Here is a 22383-nt window from a genome sequence, read left to right on the forward strand (position 1 = left end):
CGTCAATCCGGCCACCCGGGAGCCCATCCGACGCATGTACGTGCGGCCCCGCGCGATGAGGGAGAGCGCCCTGCGATGAGCGACGGGCCGCGAGAAGACCAGGCCCACGCGAGCACGGCGCTCGCGCCGGTCCGCGCGAGCGGCGGCGCCGGCGAGCAGCACCAGGCCCACGCGAGCACGGCGATCGCCGGCGTGTCGCTCTACAGGGCCGGGCTGTCCGCCACGGAGGCGGTCAGGGCGGACGGCGCGGTCACGGGCGCCGGCGAGGGCGAGGTGAAGAGCGACGCGATGACCGCGGAGGCGGCCCCGCCGCGCTCGTTGCTGTCGCGGGCCAGGCCGCCGCCTTCGGCCGGCGCGCGCATCGGCCATTACGAGCTCCTGCGCGAGCTCGGGCGAGGCGGCATGGGCGTGGTCTTCCTGGCGCGCGACACCCGGCTCGCTCGCCTCGTCGCGATCAAGCTCCTCACCGTGCTGAGCAGCGCCGGGGTCCAGCGCTTCCTGGTCGAAGCGCAGGCCACCGCGCGCTGCAAGCACGAGCACATCGTGACGATCCACGACGTGAACGAGCACGACGGGTTCCCGTACATGGTGCTCGAGTACATCGATGGGCAGAGCCTCCGCGCCTGGATGAACCAGCGCAGGCCCGTGGACGCGGGCGAGGAGGTGTCGACGGCGCCGGTGCCTCCCGGCCTGGCCGTCGACATGGTGGTCCCCATCGTGCGCGCGCTCGCGAGCGCGCACGCGTCCGGCATCGTCCACCGCGACCTGAAGCCCGAGAACGTCATGCTGGACGCGTCGGGGGCGATCAAGGTGGTCGATTTCGGCATCGCCAAGCTGTTCGAGGAGGAGGCGATCCTCTCGGCCGATCGCGCCGTCTCCGGGGACACGCGCTTGACGCGCGACAGCGCGATCATCGGCACGCTGGCGTACATGTCCCCCGAGCAATGGCGGGGGATCGACATCGACCCATCGAGCGATGTCTGGGCGGTGGGCGTCATGCTCCACGAGCTCGTGATCGGCGCCCACCCGCTCGCTCCGTGCAGCAGGATGGACCTCCTCGCGGTGCCGGACCTCGATGAGCCGATGCCCGAGGTCGGCGCGCGCCACCAGGAGATCGGCGCGCTCGGCGCGATCATCGATCGCTGCCTGCGCAAGCGGAAGTCCGAGCGGTTCGCCTCCGCGCAGGAGCTCCTGGCCGAGCTGTTGCCACTCCAGCCCGGGCGCCGTGAGGTCCTCCTCGGCGCGGACGAGAGCCCGTTCGCGGGCCTCTCGTCCTTTCAGGAGGCCGACGCCGACCGCTTCTTCGGCCGCGCGCAGGATCTCGCGGGCGTGGTCGCGCGCCTTCGGAATCAGCCGCTGCTCGCGATCGCAGGCGTCTCGGGGGTGGGGAAGTCGTCGTTCGTGCGTGCCGGGGTGATCCCGGCGCTCAAGCGCTCCGGCGAGGGCTGGGAGGCGCTCGTCGTGCGGCCCGGGCGCGAGCCGATGGCGGTGCTGGCGGACCTGTTCGACCACCCCGCCGTGACCCTGAGCACGGACTGGCGGGCGCTCGCCCCGCAGGGCGGCTCGGCGACGCGCGCGGCGCTGATCGAGCGGCTGCGCGCCGAGCCCGGCGTGCTCGGCGCCGCGCTGCGCGGGGGGGCCGGCCGCGCGCAGAAGCGCCTCGTGCTGTTCATCGATCAGTTCGAGGAGATCTTCACGCTCGGCGCCGCGGCCGGCGAGCGCGCGGCGTTCCTCGCGTGCCTCGAGGGGATCGCCGACGACGCCTCCTCGCCGCTCCGGGTCGTCCTGTCGGTGCGGTCGGATTTCCTCGAGCGGATGGCCGAGCACGAGCATTTCATGGCGGCGATGACCCGCGGCCTCGTGTTCCTTCGGCCGATGGGGCGCGAGGGGCTGCGCGAGGCGTTGATGAGGCCGATCGAGGCGGCGCGGCACGAGATCGAGGATCCGGCGATGGTCGAGGGCATCCTCGATGCGCTGGAGCCCACGCGCGGCGCGCTGCCGCTGTTGCAGTTCACCGCGGGCCGGCTGTGGGAGATGCGCGATCGGGGGCGCCGGCTGCTCACGCGGGCGAGCTACGAGGCGATCGGGGGTGTGGCCGGCGCCCTGGCCAGCCACGCGGACACGCTGCTGGCCGGGATGAGCAAGCGCCAGGCGCAGCTCGCGCGGGCGGTCCTGGAGCGCCTGGTGACGCCGGAGCGGACGCGGGCCGTGGCCAGCCTGGGCGAGCTGTGCGAGCTGCCCGGGGATCCAGGGGAGATCGAGCGGGTGGTGGGGCTGCTTGCCGACGGTCGGCTCCTGGCGATCGAGGCGGGGAGCGACCGCGCGGGCAGCATGGTGGAGCTGGTGCACGAGTCGCTCATCGAGCGGTGGCCGACGCTCAGGCGCTGGCTCGACGAGAACCAGGAAGACGCGGCGTTCCTCGACCGGCTGCGCGCGGCAGCGAGGCTCTGGGACTCGAGCGGTCGGGCCGCGGACACGCTCTGGCGGGGCAAGGTGGCCGAGGAGGCGCGCGCGTTTCGCGAGCGCTACCGGGGAGCGCTGCCAGAGCGGGAGCGGCTGTTCCTGGAGGCGGTGCTCAACCTGGCCGACCACACGCAGCGCGGGCGCCGGCGCGCCGTCTCCGGGGTGATTGCGGCGCTGTCGCTGCTGGTCGTCGCAGCGGGGGCGGGGATCGTGAAGCTGAGCCGGCAGAACCAGGTGATCACGGCGCAGCTGGACGAGATCCGGACAGCGGAGGACACGCTGAAGAAGGCGCTGGCGAGCGAGGAGGCGCAGCGGAGCGCGGCGGAGCGGGCGCAGCAGGAGAGCGAGGCGCAGCGGCGGCGGGCCGAGCAGATCCAGCGCGAGGCGGAGGAGGCGCGGGAGCGCGCCGAGGCCGAGGCGGAGCGGGCCCGCGTGGCGGCGGGCGTGGCGCAGACGGCGCGGGACACGGCGCAGCGGTCCGAGGCGGAGGCGCGGCAGGCGGAGGTCAAGGCTACCGAGGAGGAGCGGAAGGCGAGGGAGGCGGCGGAGGCGGCGCTGAGGAGCAAGCGCGAGCAGGAGGAGCTGATCGAGCGGACGGTGGGGAAGATCGGGAAGACGCTGCAGTAGGAGGCGCGCCGTGGGGCGGGCGGTGGGGGGGGTCGGCTCGGGGGTGCAGCGTGGCGGTCGAGGTGCGTCGAGAGGCCGCGCCGGGAAGCGCTGGCTGACGGGGAGCTGCGCCGGCGCGTCCGCTGAACGGGCGCTGCGTCGCTACCGTTTCAATGGCAGCCCGGTGTGCCGGTAGATGGCGCCGCCGTCGCCTACGACGAAGGTGTACCTGCCGGAGCTCCACACGGCATGGAGCGGAAATTCTGTCCTCGAATTGAGCTTCAGCCAGGAGCTACCGTCGTAATGCAAGAGAGCGCCTGCATCGCCGACAGCAAAGACGTTGTCCGGTCCGCTTCCCCACACGCCAAAGAGGGCTGCCGATGTTTGCGATTCCATCGTCTGCCAGCTCCGGCCGTCATAGTGCATGATCGTGTTGCCGACAGCAAAGACGTTGTCCGGCCTGCTTCCCCACACGCCAACGAGCCGTGCCGATGCGTGCAATTTCACTGGTTGCCAGCTCTGGCCGTCATAGTGCATGATCGTGTCGCCGACAGCAAAGACGTTGTCCGGCCCGCTTCCCCACACGTCAAAGAGATATTCGGATGTTTGCGATTCCATCGTCTGCCAGCTCTGGCCGTCGTAGTGCACGATCGTGCCCCCGCTGCCGACAGCAAAGACGCTGTTCGGCCTGCTTCCCCACACGCCCCAGAGCTCTACCGATGTTTGCGATTCCATCGTCTGCCAGCTCTGGCCGTCGTAGTGCACGATCGTGCCTCCGCTGCCGACAGCAAAGACGTTGTTCGGCCCGCTTCCCCACACGTCCAATAGGAATTGGGATGTTTGCGATTCCATCGTCTGCCAGCTCTGGCCGTCGTAGTGCACGATCGCGCCCCTGCTGCCGACAGCAAAGACGTTGTCCAGCTCGCTTCCCCATACGTCAGATAGGGATTCGGATGTTTTTGAGTCCATGAATTGCCAGCTCTGACCGTCGTAGCGCATAACTACGCCACCGCCATCGACAGCAAAGAGGTTGTCCGGCCCACTTCCCCACACGCCAAACACATCTCCCGCTCGTGGCGAGTTCATCGGCCGCCAGCTCTGGCCGTCGTAGTGCAAGATTCCGCTGCCGACGGCAAAGACGTTGTCCGGTCCGCTTCCCCATACGTCATAGAGATGTTCGGATGTTTGCGATTCCATCGTCTGCCAGCTCTGGCCGTCGTAGTGCAGGATCGTACCCTCAAAGGTGGCAGTGTCGATGCCGACAGCAAAGACGTTGTCCGGTCCGCTTCCCCACACGCCACTGAGATGTGCCGATGTTGGTGAGGCCATCGTCTGCCAGCTCTGGCCGTCGTAGTGCACGATCGTGCCCACGTTGCCGACAGCAAAGGCGTTGTCCGGCCTGCTTCCCCACACGTCATTGAGCCATGCCGATGCCGGTGAGGCCATCGTCTGCCAGCTCTGGCCGTCATAGTGCAGGATCGTACCCTCCTCGCCGACAACAAAGGCGTTGTCCGGTCCGCTTCCCCACACGCCACCGAGATGTACCGATGTTGGTGAGGTCATCGTCTGCCAGCTCTGGCCGTCGTAGTGCACGATCGTGCCGTTGATGCCGACAGCAAAGGCGTTGTCCGGTCCGCTTCCCCACACGCCATTGAAATGTGCCAATGTTGGTGAGGTCATCGTCTGCCAGCTCTGGCCGTCGTAGTGCACGATCGTGCCGTTGACGCCGACAGCAAAGGCGTTGTCCGGCCCGCTTCCCCACACGCCGCTCATGCCGAAGCCGATAATCCCTGTGTCGGGGTCATTGCGACGCCAGTTCCAGAGTTTGCACGGAGTCGCGGATAGCTCATCGCAGGCGCTTGCGCACCCGGGTCGACCGAAATCGTAGCGCAGGTCCGCGCAGGACGCAGTAACGGGCGCGTCGGTATCGCAGGCTTCATCCGCTGCGACCTCGCCGTCGCCGCAGCGTAACTTGCAGTCGCTCCGGCAATATCCGCCAGACTCCGCATTCTGTCGCCCGTTGCACTGCGTGTCATTGGGCCTGACGTCGCCTGTACCGCAATCGCAGATCTCACCGCGTGCTCCATCGACGACGCCGTCGCCGCATGTGGTGCAAAGGCGGCTGCCATCGTCCTGAGGGATGCAGCGAAGGCCGATCGGGCAGAACCCGTAACCGTAGCCGCACTCGACCCCACCCTGGAGGCATGCATCCGTGATGGCGATCAACACCATCACGAACACCATCGCTGCTACATGACGAATCGCTCCTCCGCGTTGCCGTCCGCCCGAGGCCACCGGATTGAGCTCCATGTCCAGCCTCCGCATTCTCCCCTCGCTTTCCCTCGCCCGACGGCAGTGCAGCTCGTCCCGGCGAGCGCCATGGTGAACACCGTACGCGGTGCGAATGTACGCGAGGACACATCCGCGAGGGAACGTCCTCCGACGAACGCCCTGCCCAACCCCGAAGCCCAGGGCACAGCCAGGGCGGACCCCCGGGGTCTGCCGGGCTCGCCGGCGATGACACCGTCGCGCCTCCCTCGACGACCAGCGGAAGCACGGGAGTCCTCGCGTCCAGCGCGCTGTCGGCGTCGCAAACACGGCGCAGCGGTTGGAGGCGGAGGCGCGCCACGCTCAGGTGAAGGCCACCGAGGAGGAGCGGAAGGCGAGGGATGCGGCCGAGGCGGCGCTGCAGAGCAAGCGCGAGCAGGAGCAGCTGATCGAGCCGACGGCGGGGAAGATCAGGGAGACGTTGAAGTAGCGGGAGCGCAGGTCGCGGGGGTGGGGGTCGGGTCGCGTCGAGTCGCGGACACGGCTTCGTGGCGCCGAGGAGGGGACGGGGGCCGCTGCTCGTCGAGGCGCGCGCCGGCGCCTCCTCAGAACGAGAGGCAGCGCTGCAACCGCGCCGGCGGGGGTCCGATGTGACGGTAGATAGCGGGGTCCTGGCCGACGACGAAGGCGATTCGGTCCTGGCCCCACACGGCGTTGAGCTGGAGGTTCGTCGTGGAGTTGAGCGTCATCCATGAGATGCCGTCATAGCGTAAGAGCGTGCCGCCCGAGCCGACAGCGAAGACATCGCTTGATCCGCTCCCCCATACGCCGTAGAGCGATGCCGACGTCGGCACTTCCATCTTGTGTCAGCGCTGGCCGTCGTAGCGCAAGAGCGCTTTCTCCAGGCCCACAGCGAACACATCGCCCGGTCCGCTGCCCCACACGCTATCGCGAGCGTGACGATCTGCGATTTCGAGCTCGGGCCGGACAGGGACGTGGGTGGCCGTCTCAAGGTGCCGACGCTGAGCTTCGCTCCAGCCTTGGCCTGACTCAGCCGAGCCGAGCCGCTGAGAGCCCTTACTCGTCTGGGGCCCCTCGCCCGCCGCCGGCCCTCAGCGCTGCTGCGCCCCGAACCGCGCCTTCGCCGCGTCCACCGCGGCCTTCGTCCACTTGTCGACCTCGTCGTCCGTCAAGGTCCGCTCGGCCGACCGGAACCACAGCGCAAACCCCAGCGAGTGCGTCCCCGCCGGCAGCTCGTCGCCGCGGTACCGGTCGAACATCTCGACCTTCTCGCAGCGCTCGCCCGCGGTCGCCCGCAGCACCTCGAGCACCTCGCCCGCCGGCACATCGAGCGGCAAGAGCAGCGCCACGTCGTGCCGCATCGCCGGGAACCGGCTCGGCTTCGCGGCAACCGGCGCCTTGTACGCCGCCGCCACCGCCGCGAGATCCAGCTCCGCCACGACGGCCCCGCTCGTGATCTCCAGCGCCTCGCGGACGTCCGGGTGCAGCTCCGCCACGTACCCGACCTCGCGGCCGTCGAGCAGCACGCGGGCGCCCTTCTTCGGGTGCGCCCACGGCGGCGCCTCGCCCGCGAGGTCGAACGCCGGCGTCACGCTGCCCGCGAGCTCCGCGACCACCGCCTCGACCGCGCCCTTGCCGTCGTAGAAATCGACGTCCTCGGGCCGCGTCAGGTAGCTGTCGCGCGGCCCCGCGAGGAAGATCGTGAGCCGCGTCGGCTCGTTCACCGGCGGCCGCTCGACCCGCGCCAGCTGGCTCGCGCCGCCCGCCTCGCCCTGCCACGGCAGGAACACCTGGCTCACCTCGAACAGCCGCACCCGCGGCACGTTGTACCGCTGCGAGCGCTGCACCACCGTGAGCAGCCCAGGGACCAGCGACGGCCGCATCACCGACTTCTCCTCGGAGAGCGGGTTGAGCAGCCGCAGGAGCGAGCCGTCGTCGTAGCGCGCCGCCTTCAGCTCCTGGGGCGACAGGAACGAGTACGTCACCGCCTCGTGCAGCCCGATCCCCGTGCAGATCTGCCGCACCTTGCGCCGCAGCCGGTAATCGCCGCGGGCGCCCGCCGGCGCAGCCCCCACGCGCGGGAGCCGGCTCGGGATCTGGTCATAACCAGCGACGCGCGCGACCTCCTCGATGAGGTCGATCTCCTCCGCGATGTCGGGCCGGTGCTCCGGCACCTCGACGAGGAGCCGGTCCGCCTTCTGCTCCAGCACCGAGAGCCCCAGCGTCTCCAGGATCTCGCGCGCCCGCGCCGGGGCCTCGGCCCCGATGATCCGCTGGTACCGCGGGAGCCGCAGCGTCAGGCGGCGCGGCGCGCGCGGCGCCACGTACGCGTCGATCGGCTCGCCCGCCGCCTCGCCGCCCGCGAGCTCGCAGATGAGCGCGCTCCCGCGGTCGCGCGACAGGGGGACCCCCGAGAGGTCCACCTCCCGCTCGAAGCGGTGGGACGCCTCGGTGTGGAAGCCGTACCGGCGCGCCGACCTGCGGATCCCGCGCGGCTCGAAGTACGCCGACTCCAGGAACACCCGCCTCGTCGTCGCGGTGACGCCGCTGTCCGCGCCGCCGATGACGCCCGCCAGGGCCACCACGCGGTCCGCGTCGGCGATGACCAGGTCGTCCTCGTCCAGGGACAGCTTCTGCCCGTCGAGCGCGACGAACGCCTCGCCCGGCTGAGCCCTCCGGATCGCGATCGGCAACCGCAGCGTGTCGAGATCGAAGGCATGGAGCGGTTGCCCCCGCTCGAGCATCACCAGGTTGGTCGCGTCGACGATGCTGCTGATCGGCCGGACGCCGAGGCGGCCGAGCCGCACCCGCGCCCAGAGCGGCGAGGGGCCCACGCTGACCCCCTCGATCACCTGCCCGTCATACCGGGGGCAGCGATCCCCGTCGCGCACCTCCACGGCGGCGCGTGTCTGCACGGCCGCGGGCGCTCCGGCGCCGTTCGCCTGCGGCGCGGCGACGGCGGGCGGACGGAACGGGATGCCGAGCACCGCAGCCACGTCCCGCGCCACGCCCAGGTGCCCCAGCGCGTCGGGCCGGTTCGGGGTGACGCTGAGCTCGATGATCCAGTCCTCGAGGCGAGGCTCCCAGTCGAGCAGCGATTGCCCCGGACGCCCGCCCTCCACGGTCAGAAGCCCCTCGTGGCTCGACCCGAGCCCGAGCTCGTCCTCGGCGCAGAGCATGCCGGGCGACGTGAAGCCGGCGACCGCCTTCTCGGTCAACGTCACCAGCGCGCCGGTGCGGTCGAGCACCTGCGCCCCGACGGGCGCGTAACAGACGAGCGCCGGAGCCGCCGGGATGACGGGCGCGCCGCACGCGACCTCCACGCCTTCGCCGCCTCCGCCCGCGTCCACGCGGACCACCGTCAGGCCCTTCTTGCCCGCCGGGTGCGGCCGCGTCGCGACGACGCTCGCGAGGACCACCGAGCGCAGCGCGGCGCCGACGTGCGTCACGCGGTCGACCTCGAGCCCGCCGCGGCCGAGCGCCGAGGTCACCGCGTCGACGCCGGGATCGGCGCCGAGGATCTCTTGAAGCCACTTGTAGGATATCAACATGGGGAATCGGGGCTGCGGGCGAGGGGCAGTGGCCTAGAGGCTTCCGAGGAAGCGGACGTCGTTCTCGTAGAAGGCGCGGATATCGTCGACGGCGAACTTCATGTTGGCCGTGCGATCCACGCCGATGCCGAACGCCAGCCCCGTGTATTCCTCCGGGTCGATCCCGACGTTCCGGAGCACCGTCGGGTGGACCATGCCGCAACCGAGGACCTCCAGCCAGCCGGTCCCCTTGCACTGCGGACAGGCGCGGTTCTCACCGAAACAGACGAGGCAGGACACGTCGAGCTCCGCGCTGGGCTCGGTGAAGGGGAAGTAGCTCGGCCGGAAGCGCGTCCTCGTGGCCTCGCCGAACATCCGGCGGCTGTAGACCTCGAGCAGGCCCTTCAGATCGGCGAGGGACACGTCGCGGTCGACCACGAGCCCCTCGATCTGCACGAACATGGGGCTGTGGCTCGCGTCGTCGTCGCGGCGATACACGACGCCGGGCGCGACGATCATCACCGGCGGAGGGTGGGAGAGCATCTCGCGCACCTGGACCGGGCTCGTGTGCGTCCGGAGGAGCACGTTCTGGCCAGCATCGCCGGCCATGTAGAACGTGTCGTGCATGTCCATGGCCGGGTGATCCGCCGGGAACCCGAGGAGATCGAAGTTGTAGCGCGCCAGCTCGATCTGCGGCCCTTCGGCCACGTCGAACCCGAGCCCGACGAAGATATCGACGATCTCGTCGAGGGTCCGCATGATCGGGTGCGACCGCCCGGGCGCGCGCCAGCGGCCGGGCAGGGTGATATCGAGGGGGGGTGCGGAGAGCTCGCGATCGCGCGCAGCGCGCTTGATCCTCGCCGTCGCCTCCTCGCGGGCGCGCTCCACGCGGCCCTTGACGGCGTTGAGGCGCTGGCCGAGCGCCTTGCGCTCCTCGGGCGCCGCGCCGGGCAGCTGCTTCATCAGCGCATTGAGCGACCCGCGGCGCCCGAGCAGGCTGGCATACAGGCGGTTCAGCTCATCGAGATCGCCGGCTGCGGCGAACTGGACGTCCACCGTGCGATCGACCTCGTCGATGAGGCGGCCGAGTTCGGGACCACTCATTGCCGCCCCCTTACCGCGAAGGCCATGGCAACGCAAGACGTTGGCCACCCGCGCCGCCCCCGGCCCCTTGGTCTGGCCACCCGCGGGATCCGGAGGCTCGACGACCCCCGCTGCGGCGGCGCCCCGCGCGAGGAGCCGCCATCGCCGCGCGCCGCGCGGGCTCCTCGCGGGAGGTGCGCGTCAACCGCTGGTGACGGTCACGTCAACCGTGTCAACTCGAGGTTTACGGGCTCTCCACGGCAGCTGCCCATCTGAAGCTGGATTCGCACTCTGGCCGCGGCGAGGACGCCTGGATCGTGGCGCTGCGACCGAGCCGAACGTCCCTGGCCCATCGCTTGCTTGGTGCCGTTGTGAACGTTGACGGACGCGGGGAAGCGCGCCTGAGCGCGACCGCTGCGAGCATTCCAATCGATGAGCGAGCCACGCCAAGCGTGCTCGTCGGGCTCCTTTCGCCCTGACGACAACCCGCTGCTTGCGCTGCTGCCGCTCCAACACACCACGAGATCGGCGCACCTTGAATCCCATCATCCATCTCTCTTGCGACGCTGAGCACGATGCCCGCCGCGCTCCGTGGCGCGGCGCAGTCTCCGCCCTGCTCGGCGCGGCGCTCTGGGTGTCTCCAGCGGTCGTGAACGGGCAGCCGACGGCGACTCCGACGCCGGCGCCCGAGGCGCCTCCAGCAGCCGTGAACGGGCAGCCGCCGCCCCCTCCGACTCCCGCACCGGCGCCAGTGCCGGAGAGCGGCTTCTTCTTTGGCGGCGTCGGCCGCGTCGTCGCGGCCACGGACGCCGAGATGGGGCCGGGGCGAGACGCCGATATCGTCTGGAGAGGCTCGCGCCTCGACGAGTCCACGTACATCCAGATGGACCTGGAGCGGCAGGATCACTGGGAGTCCACCGGCGCCACAACGCGCGTCGCCGTCCGCCTGGTCGTGGACGCCCCCGTCCTCCACTACAACAACGCGCGGCCGTGGAACATCAACATGTCGGTGCGCAACGCCTTCGTCGAGGAGCGAGACCTCGGCGTCAAAGGCCTGTCCGTGTGGGTCGGCTCGCGCCTGTACCGCGGTGACAACGCCGAGCTGCTCGATTTCTGGCCGCTCGACTGGCTCAACACGCTGGGCGGTGGCGTCCGCTACGACCTGCCCTCGAAGCGCACGTACTTCGCGGCGCACGCAGGCGTCAACAGGCCGCTCTCGCCGTATTACCTCCAGACGGTGGAGCGCCCGCCGGCGCTCAACCAGCCTGGCGCGGCGAACGTCAACCTCCTCGATCGCCAGCGGCTCATCGCGAGCGTCAAGGCGAGCCACACCGTCCCGCTCGGGGAGAAGGGCGGCGTCAAGGGTGTCCTGTATGGCGAGCTGCACCAGCTGCCGTCGGGCACGCGCGAGACGGCGGAGGCCGGCGTGGTCGAGCGCCTGCCGCGCGACTCCGGGTACGTCGTCGGCGCGCAGATCAGCCCGTTCACCGGCGTGAACAACGGGCACCTGCACCTGTTCCTCCGCTATGCGGGCGGCCTCGCGGCCCACGGCGAGTTCGGCGCTCCCACCCAGCCCGCGCCGGACGGCACCGCGACCGGCGCGCATGAGCTCCTCTTCACCTTGAGCGGCAACTACGAGACGGGGCCGCTCGGCCTCATGGCCGCGGGATACGTGCGCTCCTTCCGCAACGCCAGCGAGCCGTTCGATTTCGCCGATCTGGACGAGGGCATCTTGCTCGTGCGGCCGCACCTCTACCTGCGTGACTGGGGAGGCGTCGCCGTCGAGGCCTCGTACCAGGCGCAGCGGCGGGGGAGGGTCCCGCCGCCGGCCGACCCCGGGGCGGCGGGCGCGCACCCCGCGGCGAGCCACCACAGCGCGGGCCTCGTCCGCCTCGGGCTCGTGCCGTTCCTGAACGCGGCAGGCAAGGGTGATTTCAAGCGCCCTCAATTCCGGTTCATCTGGCTCGTGACCCGGCGCGACGACGGCGCGAAGGCGCTCTATCCGCAGGACGACGTCTTCAGCCAGCGCACCTGGGAGCATTTCATTGGCCTGAACGTCGAGTGGAACATCAAGGCCAGCCCGGCGTTCTGACGCAGCCGCGGGGCTCGGGGGATTCACCGCGTCCATTCGTAAATTCCGTTAACGAAGCGAGGGAAAGGTTTTGTCCATGAAGCCAGTGAACGCTGGGCAGGTCGTGGTCCGCGCGACGGCGTCGCACAGGGGGCGAAAGCTCTCCGTGACGCCGGCAGACAGCCCGATGAAGCGCCTTTATTACGGTCGGATCCTGCTCGACGGGACCATGCCAGAGGCGCGATTCGAGACCTCTGGACGCGAGGTAGGGCTCCTCTGCATGGCCGGCGAGTGCGCCGTGAAGGTGAACGGCGGGGAGGTGATCGCGCTCGGGCCGTACGACGCCCTCTACGTGCCTCGCGGCTCGGCCGTCGAGGTGCGCACGAGCTCGTCGGTCGATCTCGTCGAGTGCGGCGCCGAGGTGGAAGGGGACTACCCCCTCCAGGTCGTCCGCTACAAGGACGTCGAGCAGAACCCGTCGCTCAAGTTCAAGGCGGGCGGCGACGCCACGACGCGCGAGCTCAGCATCCTGCTCGGCAAGAACGTGCAGGCCGGCCGCATCGTCGCGGGCTTCACGCGCTCGGCGCCGGGGCACTGGACCAGCTGGCCCCCGCACGAGCACACCGATCTGCTCGAGGAGATGTACGTGTATTTCGACATGCCGCCGCCGGCGTTCGGCGTGCAGTTCGTCTACACGGCTCCCGAGGCGCCCGAGGTCGTCACGGTGGTGCGGGACGGCGACGCCGTGCTGATGCCGGCGGGGTATCACCCGAACGTCGCGGCGCCTGGGCACTCCATCAACTTCGTCTGGCTCATGGCCGCGCACCGCGAGCGCGAAGATCGGGTGTTCGGCGTGGTCAACGTCCAGCCGGAGTTCGCCCAGCGCGGCTCCGGGCTCGAGGCGAGCCTCAAGTAGGCAATGGGGGAGTCGGCCAGCGTCAGGCGGGTCGAACTCAGGAGGATAGCTTCATGGTGATGAATACGGAGTCCACGACGGCCATCGCCGACACGCCCGCGGAGGTGCCGCGCGACACGGGCGCCGGCGCCGCGTCGCTCTCGGCCGGCATCGGGCGTTATCGGTGGGTGATCTGCGCCCTCTTGTTCACGGCCGCGACGATCAACTACGTCGATCGGCAGGTCCTCGGCGTCCTCAAGACGACGCTGCAGAAGGAGCTCGGCTACAACGACATCGATTACGGCAACATCGTCACGTCGTTTCAGGCCGCTTACGCCATCGGGATGCTGACGATGGGCCGCCTCATGGATCGCATCGGGACGCGGCGCGGGTTCTCGTTCGCCGTCGGGTTCTGGAGCCTCGCGGCGGCGGCGCACGCGCTCGTCGGGAGCGCCGGGGGGCTCTCCGCGGCGCGGTTCGCCCTCGGCATCGGCGAGGCCGGCATGTTCCCGGGCGCCCTCAAGACGATCGCGGAGTGGTTCCCCAAGAAGGAGCGCGCGCTCGCGACCGGCCTCTTCAACTCCGGCACGAACATCGGCGCGATCGTGTGCCCCCTCGTGGTCCCGTGGATCGCGGTGGCCTGGGGGTGGCGCGCGGCCTTCGCGCTGACCGGCGCGATCGGCGCGCTCTGGATCGTCGCGTGGATGATCCTGTATCGCCCCCTCGCGGAGAACCCGCGCGTCACGCCGGAGGAGCGCGCCTACATCACGAGCGAGCCGTCGCCGGCGCCCGGCAAGATCGGCTGGCTCAGCCTGATCCCGCACCGGCAGACGTGGGCGTTCGCGATCGGCAAGTTCATGACGGATCCGTTCTGGTGGCTTTACCTGTTCTGGGTCCCCGACTTCCTGAACCGCAAGCATGGGTTGAACCTCCTCCAGATCGGCCCGCCGCTCGTCACGATCTACCTGCTCTCCGACGTGGGCAGCATCGCCGGCGGCTGGTTCTCCTCGATGCTGATGCGCCGCGGCTGGACGGCGAACGCGGCGCGCAAGACCGCCATGCTCGCCTGCGCGCTCGGCGTGGCGCCCGTGTTCCTCGCGACGCGCACCGACTCGCTGTGGGTCGCCGTGCTGCTCCTGGGCCTCGCCACCGCCGCGCACCAGGGCTTCTCGGCGAACCTGTTCACGCTCACCACGGACATGTTCCCGTCGCAGGCCGTGGGGTCGGCCGTCGGGTTCGGGGGCATGGCCGGGGCCATCGGCGGGATGCTCATCGCGCAGATCGCGGGCCGCGTCCTCCAGCTCACCGGGAGCTACTCGACGCTGTTCATCATGGCGGCGTCTGCCTACGTGCTCGCGCTCGCCATCATTCACGCGCTCGTGCCGCGGCTCGAGCCCGCGCGGTTGAAGCAGGGATAAGACAATGACGAACGATCCGTTTCGTTTGGACGGCAAGGTCGCGCTCGTGACGGGCTCGGCCACGGGGATCGGCGCCGCGATCGCGACGGCGCTCGCGGCGGCGGGCGCGGACATCGCCTGTCACGGCAAGGACGAGCCGGGCGAGGCCACCATGGCAGCGGTGCGGAAGCTCGGGCGGCGCGCCACGGGCATGGCCGCGGATCTCGCGGATCGCGCCTCGCACGCGGAGCTCGTCCGGAGGGCGAAGGCAGAGCTCGGGCGCCTCGACATCCTTGTGAACAACGCGGGTCTCATCCGGAGGTCGCCGGCCGTCGAGTACTCCGAGGAGGACTGGGACCTTTTGATCGAGGTCAACCTGACGTCCGCGTTTCGCCTGTCGCAGCTCGCCGGGAAGCTGATGCTCGAGCAAGGGTCGGGCAGGATCGTCAACATCGCGTCGCTGCTCTCGTTCCAGGGCGGGATCCTGGTGCCGGCCTACGCGGCGTCCAAGGGGGGGATCGCGCAGCTGACCAAGGCGCTCGCGAACGAGTGGGCCGGGAGGGGCGTCAACGTGAACGCGGTCGCCCCGGGCTACATCACGACGGACAACACGGCGGCGCTCAGGGCCGACGAGGCGCGCAGCCGGCAGATCCTCGATCGCATCCCGGCAGGGCGCTGGGGGGAGCCGAGCGACATCGCGGGAGCTGCGCTGTTCCTGTGCTCGGAGGCGAGCAGGTACGTCCACGGCCACGTGCTGGTCGTCGACGGCGGGTGGATGAGCCGTTGAGGAGCGTGAAGATGAAGATCCGAAGTGCAAAGGGCTGTGCGTGGGACCAGGTGAGCCTCGGAGAGGTCATGTTGCGCCTCGATCCGGGAGAGCGGCGGATCCACACCGCGCGGACGTTCGACATCGGGGAGGGCGGGGGAGAGTACAACGTGGCGCGGGGGCTGAGGCGCTGCTTCGGGCTGCGGACAGCCATCGTGACGGCGCTCGCGGACAACCCGGTCGGGCGGCTGATCGAGGATCTGATGCTCCAGGGCGGGGTCGACCCCTTCCACGTGCGCTGGGTCGATTACGACGGCGTGGGCCGCGAGGCGCGCAACGGCCTCAACTTCACGGAGCGCGGGTTCGGGCCGCGCGCCGCCGTGGGGTGCTCGGATCGCGGCCACAGCGCGGCCTCCAGGCTGAAGGCCGGCGACCTCCCGTGGAAGGCCATCTTCGGGGAGCGCGGCGCCCGCTGGTTCCACACGGGCGGCATCTTCTGCGCGCTCTCGGAGAGCACCGCCGGCGTGGCGCGCGAGGCCATGGAGGTCGCGCGCGAGCACGACGTGCGGATCTCCTACGATCTCAACTACCGGCCCTCGCTCTGGAAGAACTTCGGCGGCCAGAAGAGGGCGCGCGAGGTCAATCGCGCCCTCATGCCGTACGTCGATTGCCTCTTCGGCAACGAGGAGGACTTCGTCGCGGCGCTCGGCTTCGAGGTGCCCGGCGTCGATGAGGGCTATCGCGAGCTCGACACGACGGGATTCCGCCGGATGATCTCGGAGGTCGTCGCGACGTACCCCAACATCTCGGTCGTGGCCACGAGCCTCAGGACGGCGAGGAGCGCGAGCGTCAACGGCTGGGGAGGCATCCTGTACTGCAAGGGCGAGTTCTACGAGGTCGCTCAGCGAGACATCGAGATCCTCGACCGCGTTGGAGGGGGCGACTCGTTCGCCTCGGGGATCATCTACGGGCTCCTCTCGGAGCATAGCCCGGAGTGGGCGCTCCAGTGCGGCGTCGCGCACGGGGCGCTCGCGATGTCGACGCCAGGCGACACCTCGATGGCGTCGCTCGCCGAGGTGCGGCGGGCGATGAGCGGGGCCAGCGCGAGGATCGAGCGATGAAGCAAGCGATGAATCATGCGATGAATCATGCGATGGACCGAGAGCACGTCGTCCGCCGCATCGAGGAGATCGGCGTCGTCCCCGTGGTGCGCGCGTCGAGCGGCGCGCTCGCCGTGCGGGCCGGTCGCGCGCTGTGCGCCGGAGGGATCGAGGTCCTCGAGATCACGATGACGGTCCCGGACGCCCTCGCCGTCATGCATGAGATCACCTCGCAGATGGGGAGCCGTGTCCTCGTCGGCGCGGGCACGGTGCTCACCGCGGACGCAGCCCGCGGGTGCATCGAGGCCGGCGCGCAGTTCATCGTGAGCCCGGGGCTCAACCTCGATGTCATCCACGCGGCGCGCGAGCTCGGGAAGGCGGTCTTCCCCGGGGCGCTCACCCCGACCGAGGTGATCGCCGCGTGGAGCGCCGGCGCCGACGCGGTGAAGGTGTTCCCGTGCTCCGCGATGGGCGGCGCGAAGTACCTGCGCGCGCTGCGGGGGCCGCTCCCGCACGTGAAGCTGCTGCCGACCGGCGGGGTCAACCTCGCGACCGCGCGCGAGTTCATCGAGGCCGGCGCCGTGGCGCTCGGCGTCGGCGGGGAGCTCGTCGACACGGCCGCGCTCGAGGCCGGCCGCGACGAGGTCCTCACGGAGCGCGCGCGGGAGTTCCTGTCTGTGGTCCGGTCCGCGCGGGCCGGGATCGAGAAGCGCGCCTGAGCGGAGCCGCCGCGAAGCGCTGGAGGAAGCATGAGTGTTCTGAAGAAAAGCGATGTCCCGAGCCTGGCTCGCGTGTCGGGCGATGCGGTGGAGTTCTTCACGCCCGAGCCGGGGCTGAGGCGCCGGGTGCTGGCCCACAACCCCAACATGATGCTCGTCGAGCATCACATGCAGGTCGGCTGGGCCGGGGCGCGCCACAGCCACCCCCACGATCAGCTGGTCTATATCATCTCCGGACACCTCAAGTTCTCGTGTGGAGACGAGGAGTTCGAGGGGCGGGCCGGGGACAGCTTCGTGGTCCGCGGGGGCGTCGAGCACCAGGCCTGGGCGTTCGAGCCGTCTGTCGTGCTCGATGTGTTTACCCCCGCGCGCGAAGAGTACATGTCCTGAGCGCGGGAATCCGATCCGCCTCTCCTGTTCACCACGATCATCATGTCTTTTCGACGGGCCCTGCGACCGGCGCAGCGGCCCTGTGCGATTGAGGAGCCTATGAAACGCAGAACGTTCGCGATGTCGATCCTCTTGCCCTTCGCGCTGGCTGCCTGCGGGGGGGACAGCGAGCCGGGGCCTGGTCCCGGCCCAGAAGTGCCGCCCGAGATGGTCCCGTACGTCGACGCGATGAAGCGCGCGGCCACCTTCATGAGCGAGGAGGTCGCGTACAACGGCGGTTACGTGTGGAGCTACCTCCCGGATCTCTCGAGGAGCTGGGGCGAGATGGAGGCGAAGCGCACCATGCTGTGGGTGCAGCCGCCCGGCACGCCGTCGATGGGGCACCTCTACCTGGACGCCTACCACGCCACCGGCGACGAGCTCTACTACAAGGCCGCCGAGCAGGTCGCGCTCGCCCTGATCGAGGCCCAGCACGAGGCCGGCGGCTGGAACTACATCTATGACTTCGCCGGTGAGGAGTCGCTCAAGGACTGGTACGACACCATCGGCAAGAACGGCTGGCGGCTCGAGGAGTTCCAGCATTATTACGGCAACGCGACGTTCGACGACGCGGGCACCGCCGTGGCCTCGCAGCTCCTCCTGCGCATGTACCTCGAGAAGAAGGATGAGCGGTTCCGCGAGCCCCTCTACAAGGCGATCGGCTTCGTCACCGAGAGCCAGTACGAGGGGGGCGGCTGGCCGCAGCGCTTCCCGCTGATGGGCAAGGGCGGCGAGCCCGACTACACGAGCCACATCACCTTCAACGATGATGTGGCTGGGGAGAACATCAAGTTCCTGATCATGTGCCACCTCGCCCTGGGCGAGTCGCGGCTGCTCGGGAACATCGAGCGCGCCATGGACAACTTCGTCGCGTTGCAGCAGCCCGCGCCGCAGCCCGCGTGGGGCCTTCAGTTCACGCAGGACGGCAAGCCGGCCGGGGCGCGCACCTACGAGCCGGAGGCGCTGACCACACACACGACGGCCAACAACATCCAGCAGCTCCTCAATTTCTACAACATGACCGGGGACGAGAAGTTCATCGCCCGCGTGCCCGAGGCGCTGGACTGGCTGGACAAGGTCGAGCTGCCGCCGGAGCTCCTGGAGATCTTCCCCGACCGAACGCACCCCACGTACATCGAGATCGGGACCGACATTCCGCTCTACGTCCACCGGCGCGGCTCGAACGTCGTCAACGGCGAGTATTACTTCGACAAGGACCCTGCGAAGCCCATCGGGCACTATGGGCAGGCGCGCAAGCTCGACGTGGACGCCATGCGCGCCCGCTACGAGGAGCTCGCGGCGATGTCGCCCGAGGCGCTGACGGCGGGCTCGCCCCTCAAGATCACGGGGCCGGTGGCGCTGCCGCGGTACTTCTCGCTGCGCGAGGTGAAGCTCGAGGACCTGTACGCCGGCGCCATGATGACGACCGCGCCGGTGACCGCGGAGGACGCGCAGAAGCTCGTCGGCGAGCTCAGCGCGGAGGGCTACTGGCCGACCAAGATCACCATGATCACGAACCCTTACGAAGGTCCCGGCGCCGCCGAGCCGTTCGTGGAGGACACCTACGCCACGACGCACGTCGGCGATCGCAACGATACGTCGCCCTACGACCCGGCCAAGGCGCCGGCGACGTACCCGGCCGAGGAGTCGCCGATGGGCATCTCGGTGGAGTCGTTCATCAAGAACATGGGCGTGCTGATCTCCCACGTTGCGCCCGTGAAGTGAGCGCCCTCCGAGCCCCCGCGCCCTGGCATCTCGTGTGCTGGCATCTCGTGTGCTTTAGAGAGGAAGCGCCGAGGCCTGGAACCACGCGCAATCCAGGTGGCTTGATGAAGGCGGCGCGGTGCCGGCGCGCGGTGGTGCAAGGAGTGGATGCATGAAATTGCTTAGAGTTGCCACGGCGGTGCTGACCGTGGCTGCGGTCGGGCTCGGGTGCGGCAGCAGCCCGAGCGACGGGGGAGAAGGTGAAGCGGCGAGCTCTGGCGGCAGCGCTGGCTCTGGCTCCGGCGCTGGCTCCGGCTCCGGCGAGGGGGGCTCGCTGGACATCGGCGCCGGGGTCGGGCCCGGATCGAGCGGCGCGGGCGGCGCCAGCCCCACGGGCGGAGGCGGAGCGTGCGCCACCCAGACGGCGGCGGCGTCCCTCCAGCCCGTGTACCTGGCATTCGCGTTCGACGTGTCGGGCAGCATGGGCAAGGGCGACAAGGACTGGCACGACAAGTCGCTCAAGTGGGATCCCGTGGTCGCCGCGACCAAGCAGTTCTTCTCGGATCCCGGGTCCGAAGGGCTGACGGCCTCGCTCTCGTTCTTTCCCGCCGACGACGACAAGTGTTCGTCCGAGATCTACGCGACGCCGGACGTGCCGCTGACGCCGCTCCCCTCGGCGGCCTTCACCGAGGCGATCGACGCGATCGAGCCGGCGAGCTCGGACGACTGGCGCGGCGGCACGCCGACCGCGTGGGTGATGCGGGGCACGAGCGCGTTCATCGAGGCGCAGCGGCAGCAGAACCCCGGGAAATACGCGATCGTGCTCGTGACGGACGGTTACCCGCAGGGCTGCGACGAGGCGTCCGACACCATCGATGCCGTCGTGGCCGACGCCCAGGCGGCGCTGGCGGAGGGGGTCCCGACCTACGTCATCGGGGTCGAGAACCCGCCGATCGACGGCGCGCCGGACACCCTCGACGACCTGCACGAGATCGCCGCGGCCGGCGGCACGGAGAGCGCCGTGCTCATCGACACCGGCGATCCGTCGCAGACCACGGCCGCTTTCAAGGCGGCGGTCGACCGGATCCGCGGCGCCTCGGTCTCGTGCACGATGGCGATCCCCCTCCCGCCGGACGGGAGCTCCTTCGACAAGGAGAAGGTCCGCGTGCTCTACACGAGCGGATCGAGCGCGACCACGGAGCTCGTGTACGACCAGAGCTGCGCCACCGAGGGCGCCTGGCGCTACGACGAGCCCGCGAGTCCGACGCAGATCGTGCTGTGTGTCGACGCGTGCACCACGGTCCAGGCGGACACGGTGGCGAAGCTGAGCGTCGATTTCACCTGCGAGAGCGTGATCGAGGTTCCCCAGTAGCACGAGGCCGCCGCGCCCCTGCCGCGCCGCGCGCTCGGCCTCGCCCACCGGCGCGCGCGCCGCCAGCCCGATCCATGTCAACCGTGAGTTGACACTGTGGACACACGCAGTTGCTTCTCCATCGGTCCCACCTCGGCAGGGGCGGTCAGACACCCATCTGCGGCGTCGAGCGCCCTCGCCGCCGCCCGGCGTCATTGGCCGCCTGACGCGAGCGCGGCGCGCAGGTTACCGTCCGGCAACGCTGCCGAGATGTTGTAGAACAGAGCCACCATGGCACCTGCTCACGAGCGCGAGCGGCGGACCCTCGATCGGTACACGCTCCATGGCGTGATCGCCTCCGGGGGGATGGCGTCCGTCCATTTCGGGCGGCTCGTGGGCGCCCATGGCTTTGCCCGCACGGTCGCGATCAAGCGCCTGCACCCGCAGTTCGCCAGGGACCCCGAGTTCTCGTCGATGCTCCTCGACGAGGCGCGGCTCGCGGTGCGCATCCGCCACCCGAACGTCGTCACCACGCTCGACAGCGTGCAGGCCGACGACGAGCTCTTCGTGGTCATGGAGTACATCGCCGGGGAATCGCTCTCGAGCCTGCTGCGCGAGGCCGGAAGGCGAGGGGCCCAGGTGCCGCAGCCGATCGGCTCGGCCATCATCGCCGGCGCCCTCGCGGGCCTGCACGCGGCGCACGAGGCGACCGACGAGGAGGGCGCCGCGCTCCAGATCGTCCACCGCGACGTGTCCCCGCAGAACATCCTCGTCGGCGAGGACGGCATCGCGCGCGTGCTCGATTTCGGGATCGCGCGGGCGGCGGTGCGGAGCCAGGTGAGCCGCGTCGGGCAGCTCAAGGGCAAGCTCAGCTATATGGCGCCGGAGCAGCTGCGCGGAGCCCCCCTGACCCGCCGCGCCGACATCTACGCTGCTTCCGTGGTCCTGTGGGAGGTGCTCACAGGGAAGCGGCTGTTCACGGGGGAGTGCGACGCGGAGATCTTCGGGCGGATCCTGGAGGGCGTCGTCCAGCCGCCGAGCGTGTACGGCGACGTGCCGAAGGCGCTCGACGAGGTGGTGCTCCGCGGGCTCGACAGGGATCCCTCCCGGCGTTACGCGACCGCCCTGGAGATGGCGGCCGCGCTGGAGGAGGCGCTGCCGCCGGCGAGCCCGCGCGCGGTCGGGGCGTGGGTCGAGGCGACGGCGGGGACGCTCCTGGAAGCGCGGGCGAAGAGCCTCGCCGCGATCGAGACGTCGCAGCGGAGCGCGGCCCCAGCGCCGCCGCCGACGAGACCCGCCGTCGTGGACGACGCGTCGCCGCGGGACGCCGAGACGCGCCTCGCGCAGCCGTCTGGCGGCCGCGGGCGCGCGCTGCGGACCTCGGTGACGGTCCCGACGATGACGAGGACGGTCGAGGACATGGCGCGGCCCGCGGCGTCGGCGCTCGCGACGCCGGTCGCCGCGGCGGCGCCGCCGCGGCTGGCGAGCGCGCAGCTCGTCCGCGCGTCCACGCTCGCGCTCGGGGCCAGCGCGCTGGTGCTCGCCGTGGCCCTCGGCAGGAGCTGTAGCGTGCGTCCAGCGCCCGATGCGCCGCAGGCCGACCGCGCCGGAGCCGGCGAGTCCTCGCGGTCGGTCGCCTCGCCGCCAGCGGTGGCGACGCCTGCCGCGAGCGAGGGGACGCCGGAGGTGGCTGCGGAGGCGAAAGAGGCCTCGTCGGCGGCGTCCGCGGCGGCGCCTGGAGCGTCCGTGGCTTCGCCTGGAGCATCCGCGGCCTCGCCGGAGCCAGCCGCGCCGGGGGCCTCCGCGAGCGCCGCCGCGGCGCCGGAGCCGGCCGCGCGCGCGGCCGCGCCGGATCGCGCCGCGGGCGTGCGCGCCGCTTCCCCCGCGCGCAGCGCGCGGCCGCGGTCGCGCTGCGTGCCTCCCTACTATCTGGACGCCAACGGCATCCGGCGGATCAAGCGAGAGTGCCTGTGAACGACG

The 22383-nt window shown here is 70.4% G+C and carries 16 protein-coding genes; 12 read left to right on the plus strand and 4 right to left on the minus strand.

Annotation, left to right across the window (positions count from 1 at the left end; translation table 11 throughout):
* Window positions 1-75 precede the first annotated feature (75 nt).
* The gene (locus tag WME79_RS19170; RefSeq protein ID WP_437537860.1) at window positions 76-3090 is read left to right on the plus strand and encodes an nSTAND1 domain-containing NTPase; all 3015 of its coding nucleotides are present in this window, start codon (window positions 76-78) and stop codon (window positions 3088-3090) included.
* Window positions 3091-3231: 141 nt separating this feature from the next.
* On the opposite strand, the gene WME79_RS19175 is transcribed toward WME79_RS19170, so the two are convergent.
* Complete coding sequence (locus WME79_RS19175; RefSeq protein ID WP_437537863.1) at window positions 3232-5379, minus strand: WD40/YVTN/BNR-like repeat-containing protein; 2148 nt, start codon at window positions 5377-5379, stop codon at window positions 3232-3234.
* A gap of 325 nt (window positions 5380-5704) precedes the next feature.
* Between WME79_RS19175 and WME79_RS19180 the strand changes: the two genes are divergently transcribed.
* Complete coding sequence (locus WME79_RS19180; RefSeq protein WP_437537866.1) at window positions 5705-5827, plus strand: hypothetical protein; 123 nt, start codon at window positions 5705-5707, stop codon at window positions 5825-5827.
* Between the two features lie 115 nt (window positions 5828-5942).
* Here the strand turns inward: WME79_RS19180 and WME79_RS19185 are convergent, their stop codons facing one another.
* The 3 genes from WME79_RS19185 to pheS form a co-directional block, all read right to left on the minus strand.
* Entirely contained in the window at window positions 5943-6197 is a 255-nt protein-coding gene (locus WME79_RS19185; RefSeq protein ID WP_437537869.1) for a hypothetical protein, read from the minus strand.
* Between the two features lie 252 nt (window positions 6198-6449).
* A complete protein-coding gene (gene pheT, locus WME79_RS19190) occupies window positions 6450-8909 on the minus strand; it encodes a phenylalanine--tRNA ligase subunit beta (protein ID WP_437537872.1) in 2460 nt (819 codons plus the stop codon).
* 33 nt (window positions 8910-8942) lie between these two features.
* The gene (pheS, locus tag WME79_RS19195; RefSeq protein WP_437537875.1) at window positions 8943-9992 is read right to left on the minus strand and encodes a phenylalanine--tRNA ligase subunit alpha; all 1050 of its coding nucleotides are present in this window, start codon (window positions 9990-9992) and stop codon (window positions 8943-8945) included.
* Between the two features lie 514 nt (window positions 9993-10506).
* Between pheS and WME79_RS19200 the strand changes: the two genes are divergently transcribed.
* The 10 genes from WME79_RS19200 (at window position 10507) to WME79_RS19245 (ending at window position 22377) form a co-directional block, all read left to right on the plus strand.
* Window positions 10507-12063: a carbohydrate porin gene (locus WME79_RS19200; RefSeq protein WP_437537878.1), complete on the plus strand. Its 1557-nt coding sequence runs from the start codon at window positions 10507-10509 to the stop codon at window positions 12061-12063.
* Between the two features lie 76 nt (window positions 12064-12139).
* A complete protein-coding gene (locus tag WME79_RS19205; RefSeq protein ID WP_437537881.1) occupies window positions 12140-12958 on the plus strand; it encodes a 5-deoxy-glucuronate isomerase in 819 nt (272 codons plus the stop codon).
* A gap of 83 nt (window positions 12959-13041) precedes the next feature.
* On the plus strand, window positions 13042-14355 hold the full coding sequence (locus WME79_RS19210; protein WP_437539881.1) for an MFS transporter: 1314 nt from the start codon (window positions 13042-13044) through the stop codon (window positions 14353-14355).
* Between the two features lie 4 nt (window positions 14356-14359).
* Window positions 14360-15121 (plus strand): 2-dehydro-3-deoxy-D-gluconate 5-dehydrogenase KduD, encoded by a 762-nt coding sequence (gene kduD, locus WME79_RS19215; protein WP_437537884.1) that lies wholly within the window; start codon window positions 14360-14362, stop codon window positions 15119-15121.
* 11 nt (window positions 15122-15132) lie between these two features.
* Window positions 15133-16221, plus strand: coding sequence for a PfkB family carbohydrate kinase (locus WME79_RS19220; RefSeq protein ID WP_437537887.1), 1089 nt, complete (start codon window positions 15133-15135; stop codon window positions 16219-16221).
* A gap of 32 nt (window positions 16222-16253) precedes the next feature.
* The gene (locus tag WME79_RS19225; protein WP_437539883.1) at window positions 16254-16919 is read left to right on the plus strand and encodes a bifunctional 4-hydroxy-2-oxoglutarate aldolase/2-dehydro-3-deoxy-phosphogluconate aldolase; all 666 of its coding nucleotides are present in this window, start codon (window positions 16254-16256) and stop codon (window positions 16917-16919) included.
* 30 nt (window positions 16920-16949) lie between these two features.
* On the plus strand, window positions 16950-17309 hold the full coding sequence (locus tag WME79_RS19230; protein ID WP_437537890.1) for a cupin domain-containing protein: 360 nt from the start codon (window positions 16950-16952) through the stop codon (window positions 17307-17309).
* 99 nt (window positions 17310-17408) lie between these two features.
* Window positions 17409-19073 (plus strand): pectate lyase, encoded by a 1665-nt coding sequence (locus WME79_RS19235; RefSeq protein ID WP_437537893.1) that lies wholly within the window; start codon window positions 17409-17411, stop codon window positions 19071-19073.
* Window positions 19074-19224: 151 nt separating this feature from the next.
* Window positions 19225-20424 (plus strand): vWA domain-containing protein, encoded by a 1200-nt coding sequence (locus WME79_RS19240; protein ID WP_437537896.1) that lies wholly within the window; start codon window positions 19225-19227, stop codon window positions 20422-20424.
* A gap of 270 nt (window positions 20425-20694) precedes the next feature.
* Window positions 20695-22377, plus strand: coding sequence for a serine/threonine-protein kinase (locus WME79_RS19245; RefSeq protein ID WP_437537898.1), 1683 nt, complete (start codon window positions 20695-20697; stop codon window positions 22375-22377).
* The last annotated feature ends 6 nt before the right edge of the window (window positions 22378-22383 follow it).

This window comes from Sorangium sp. So ce726, from assembly GCF_051521405.1.
In the GTDB taxonomy this organism is placed as follows: Bacteria; Myxococcota_A; Polyangia; order Polyangiales; family Polyangiaceae; genus Sorangium.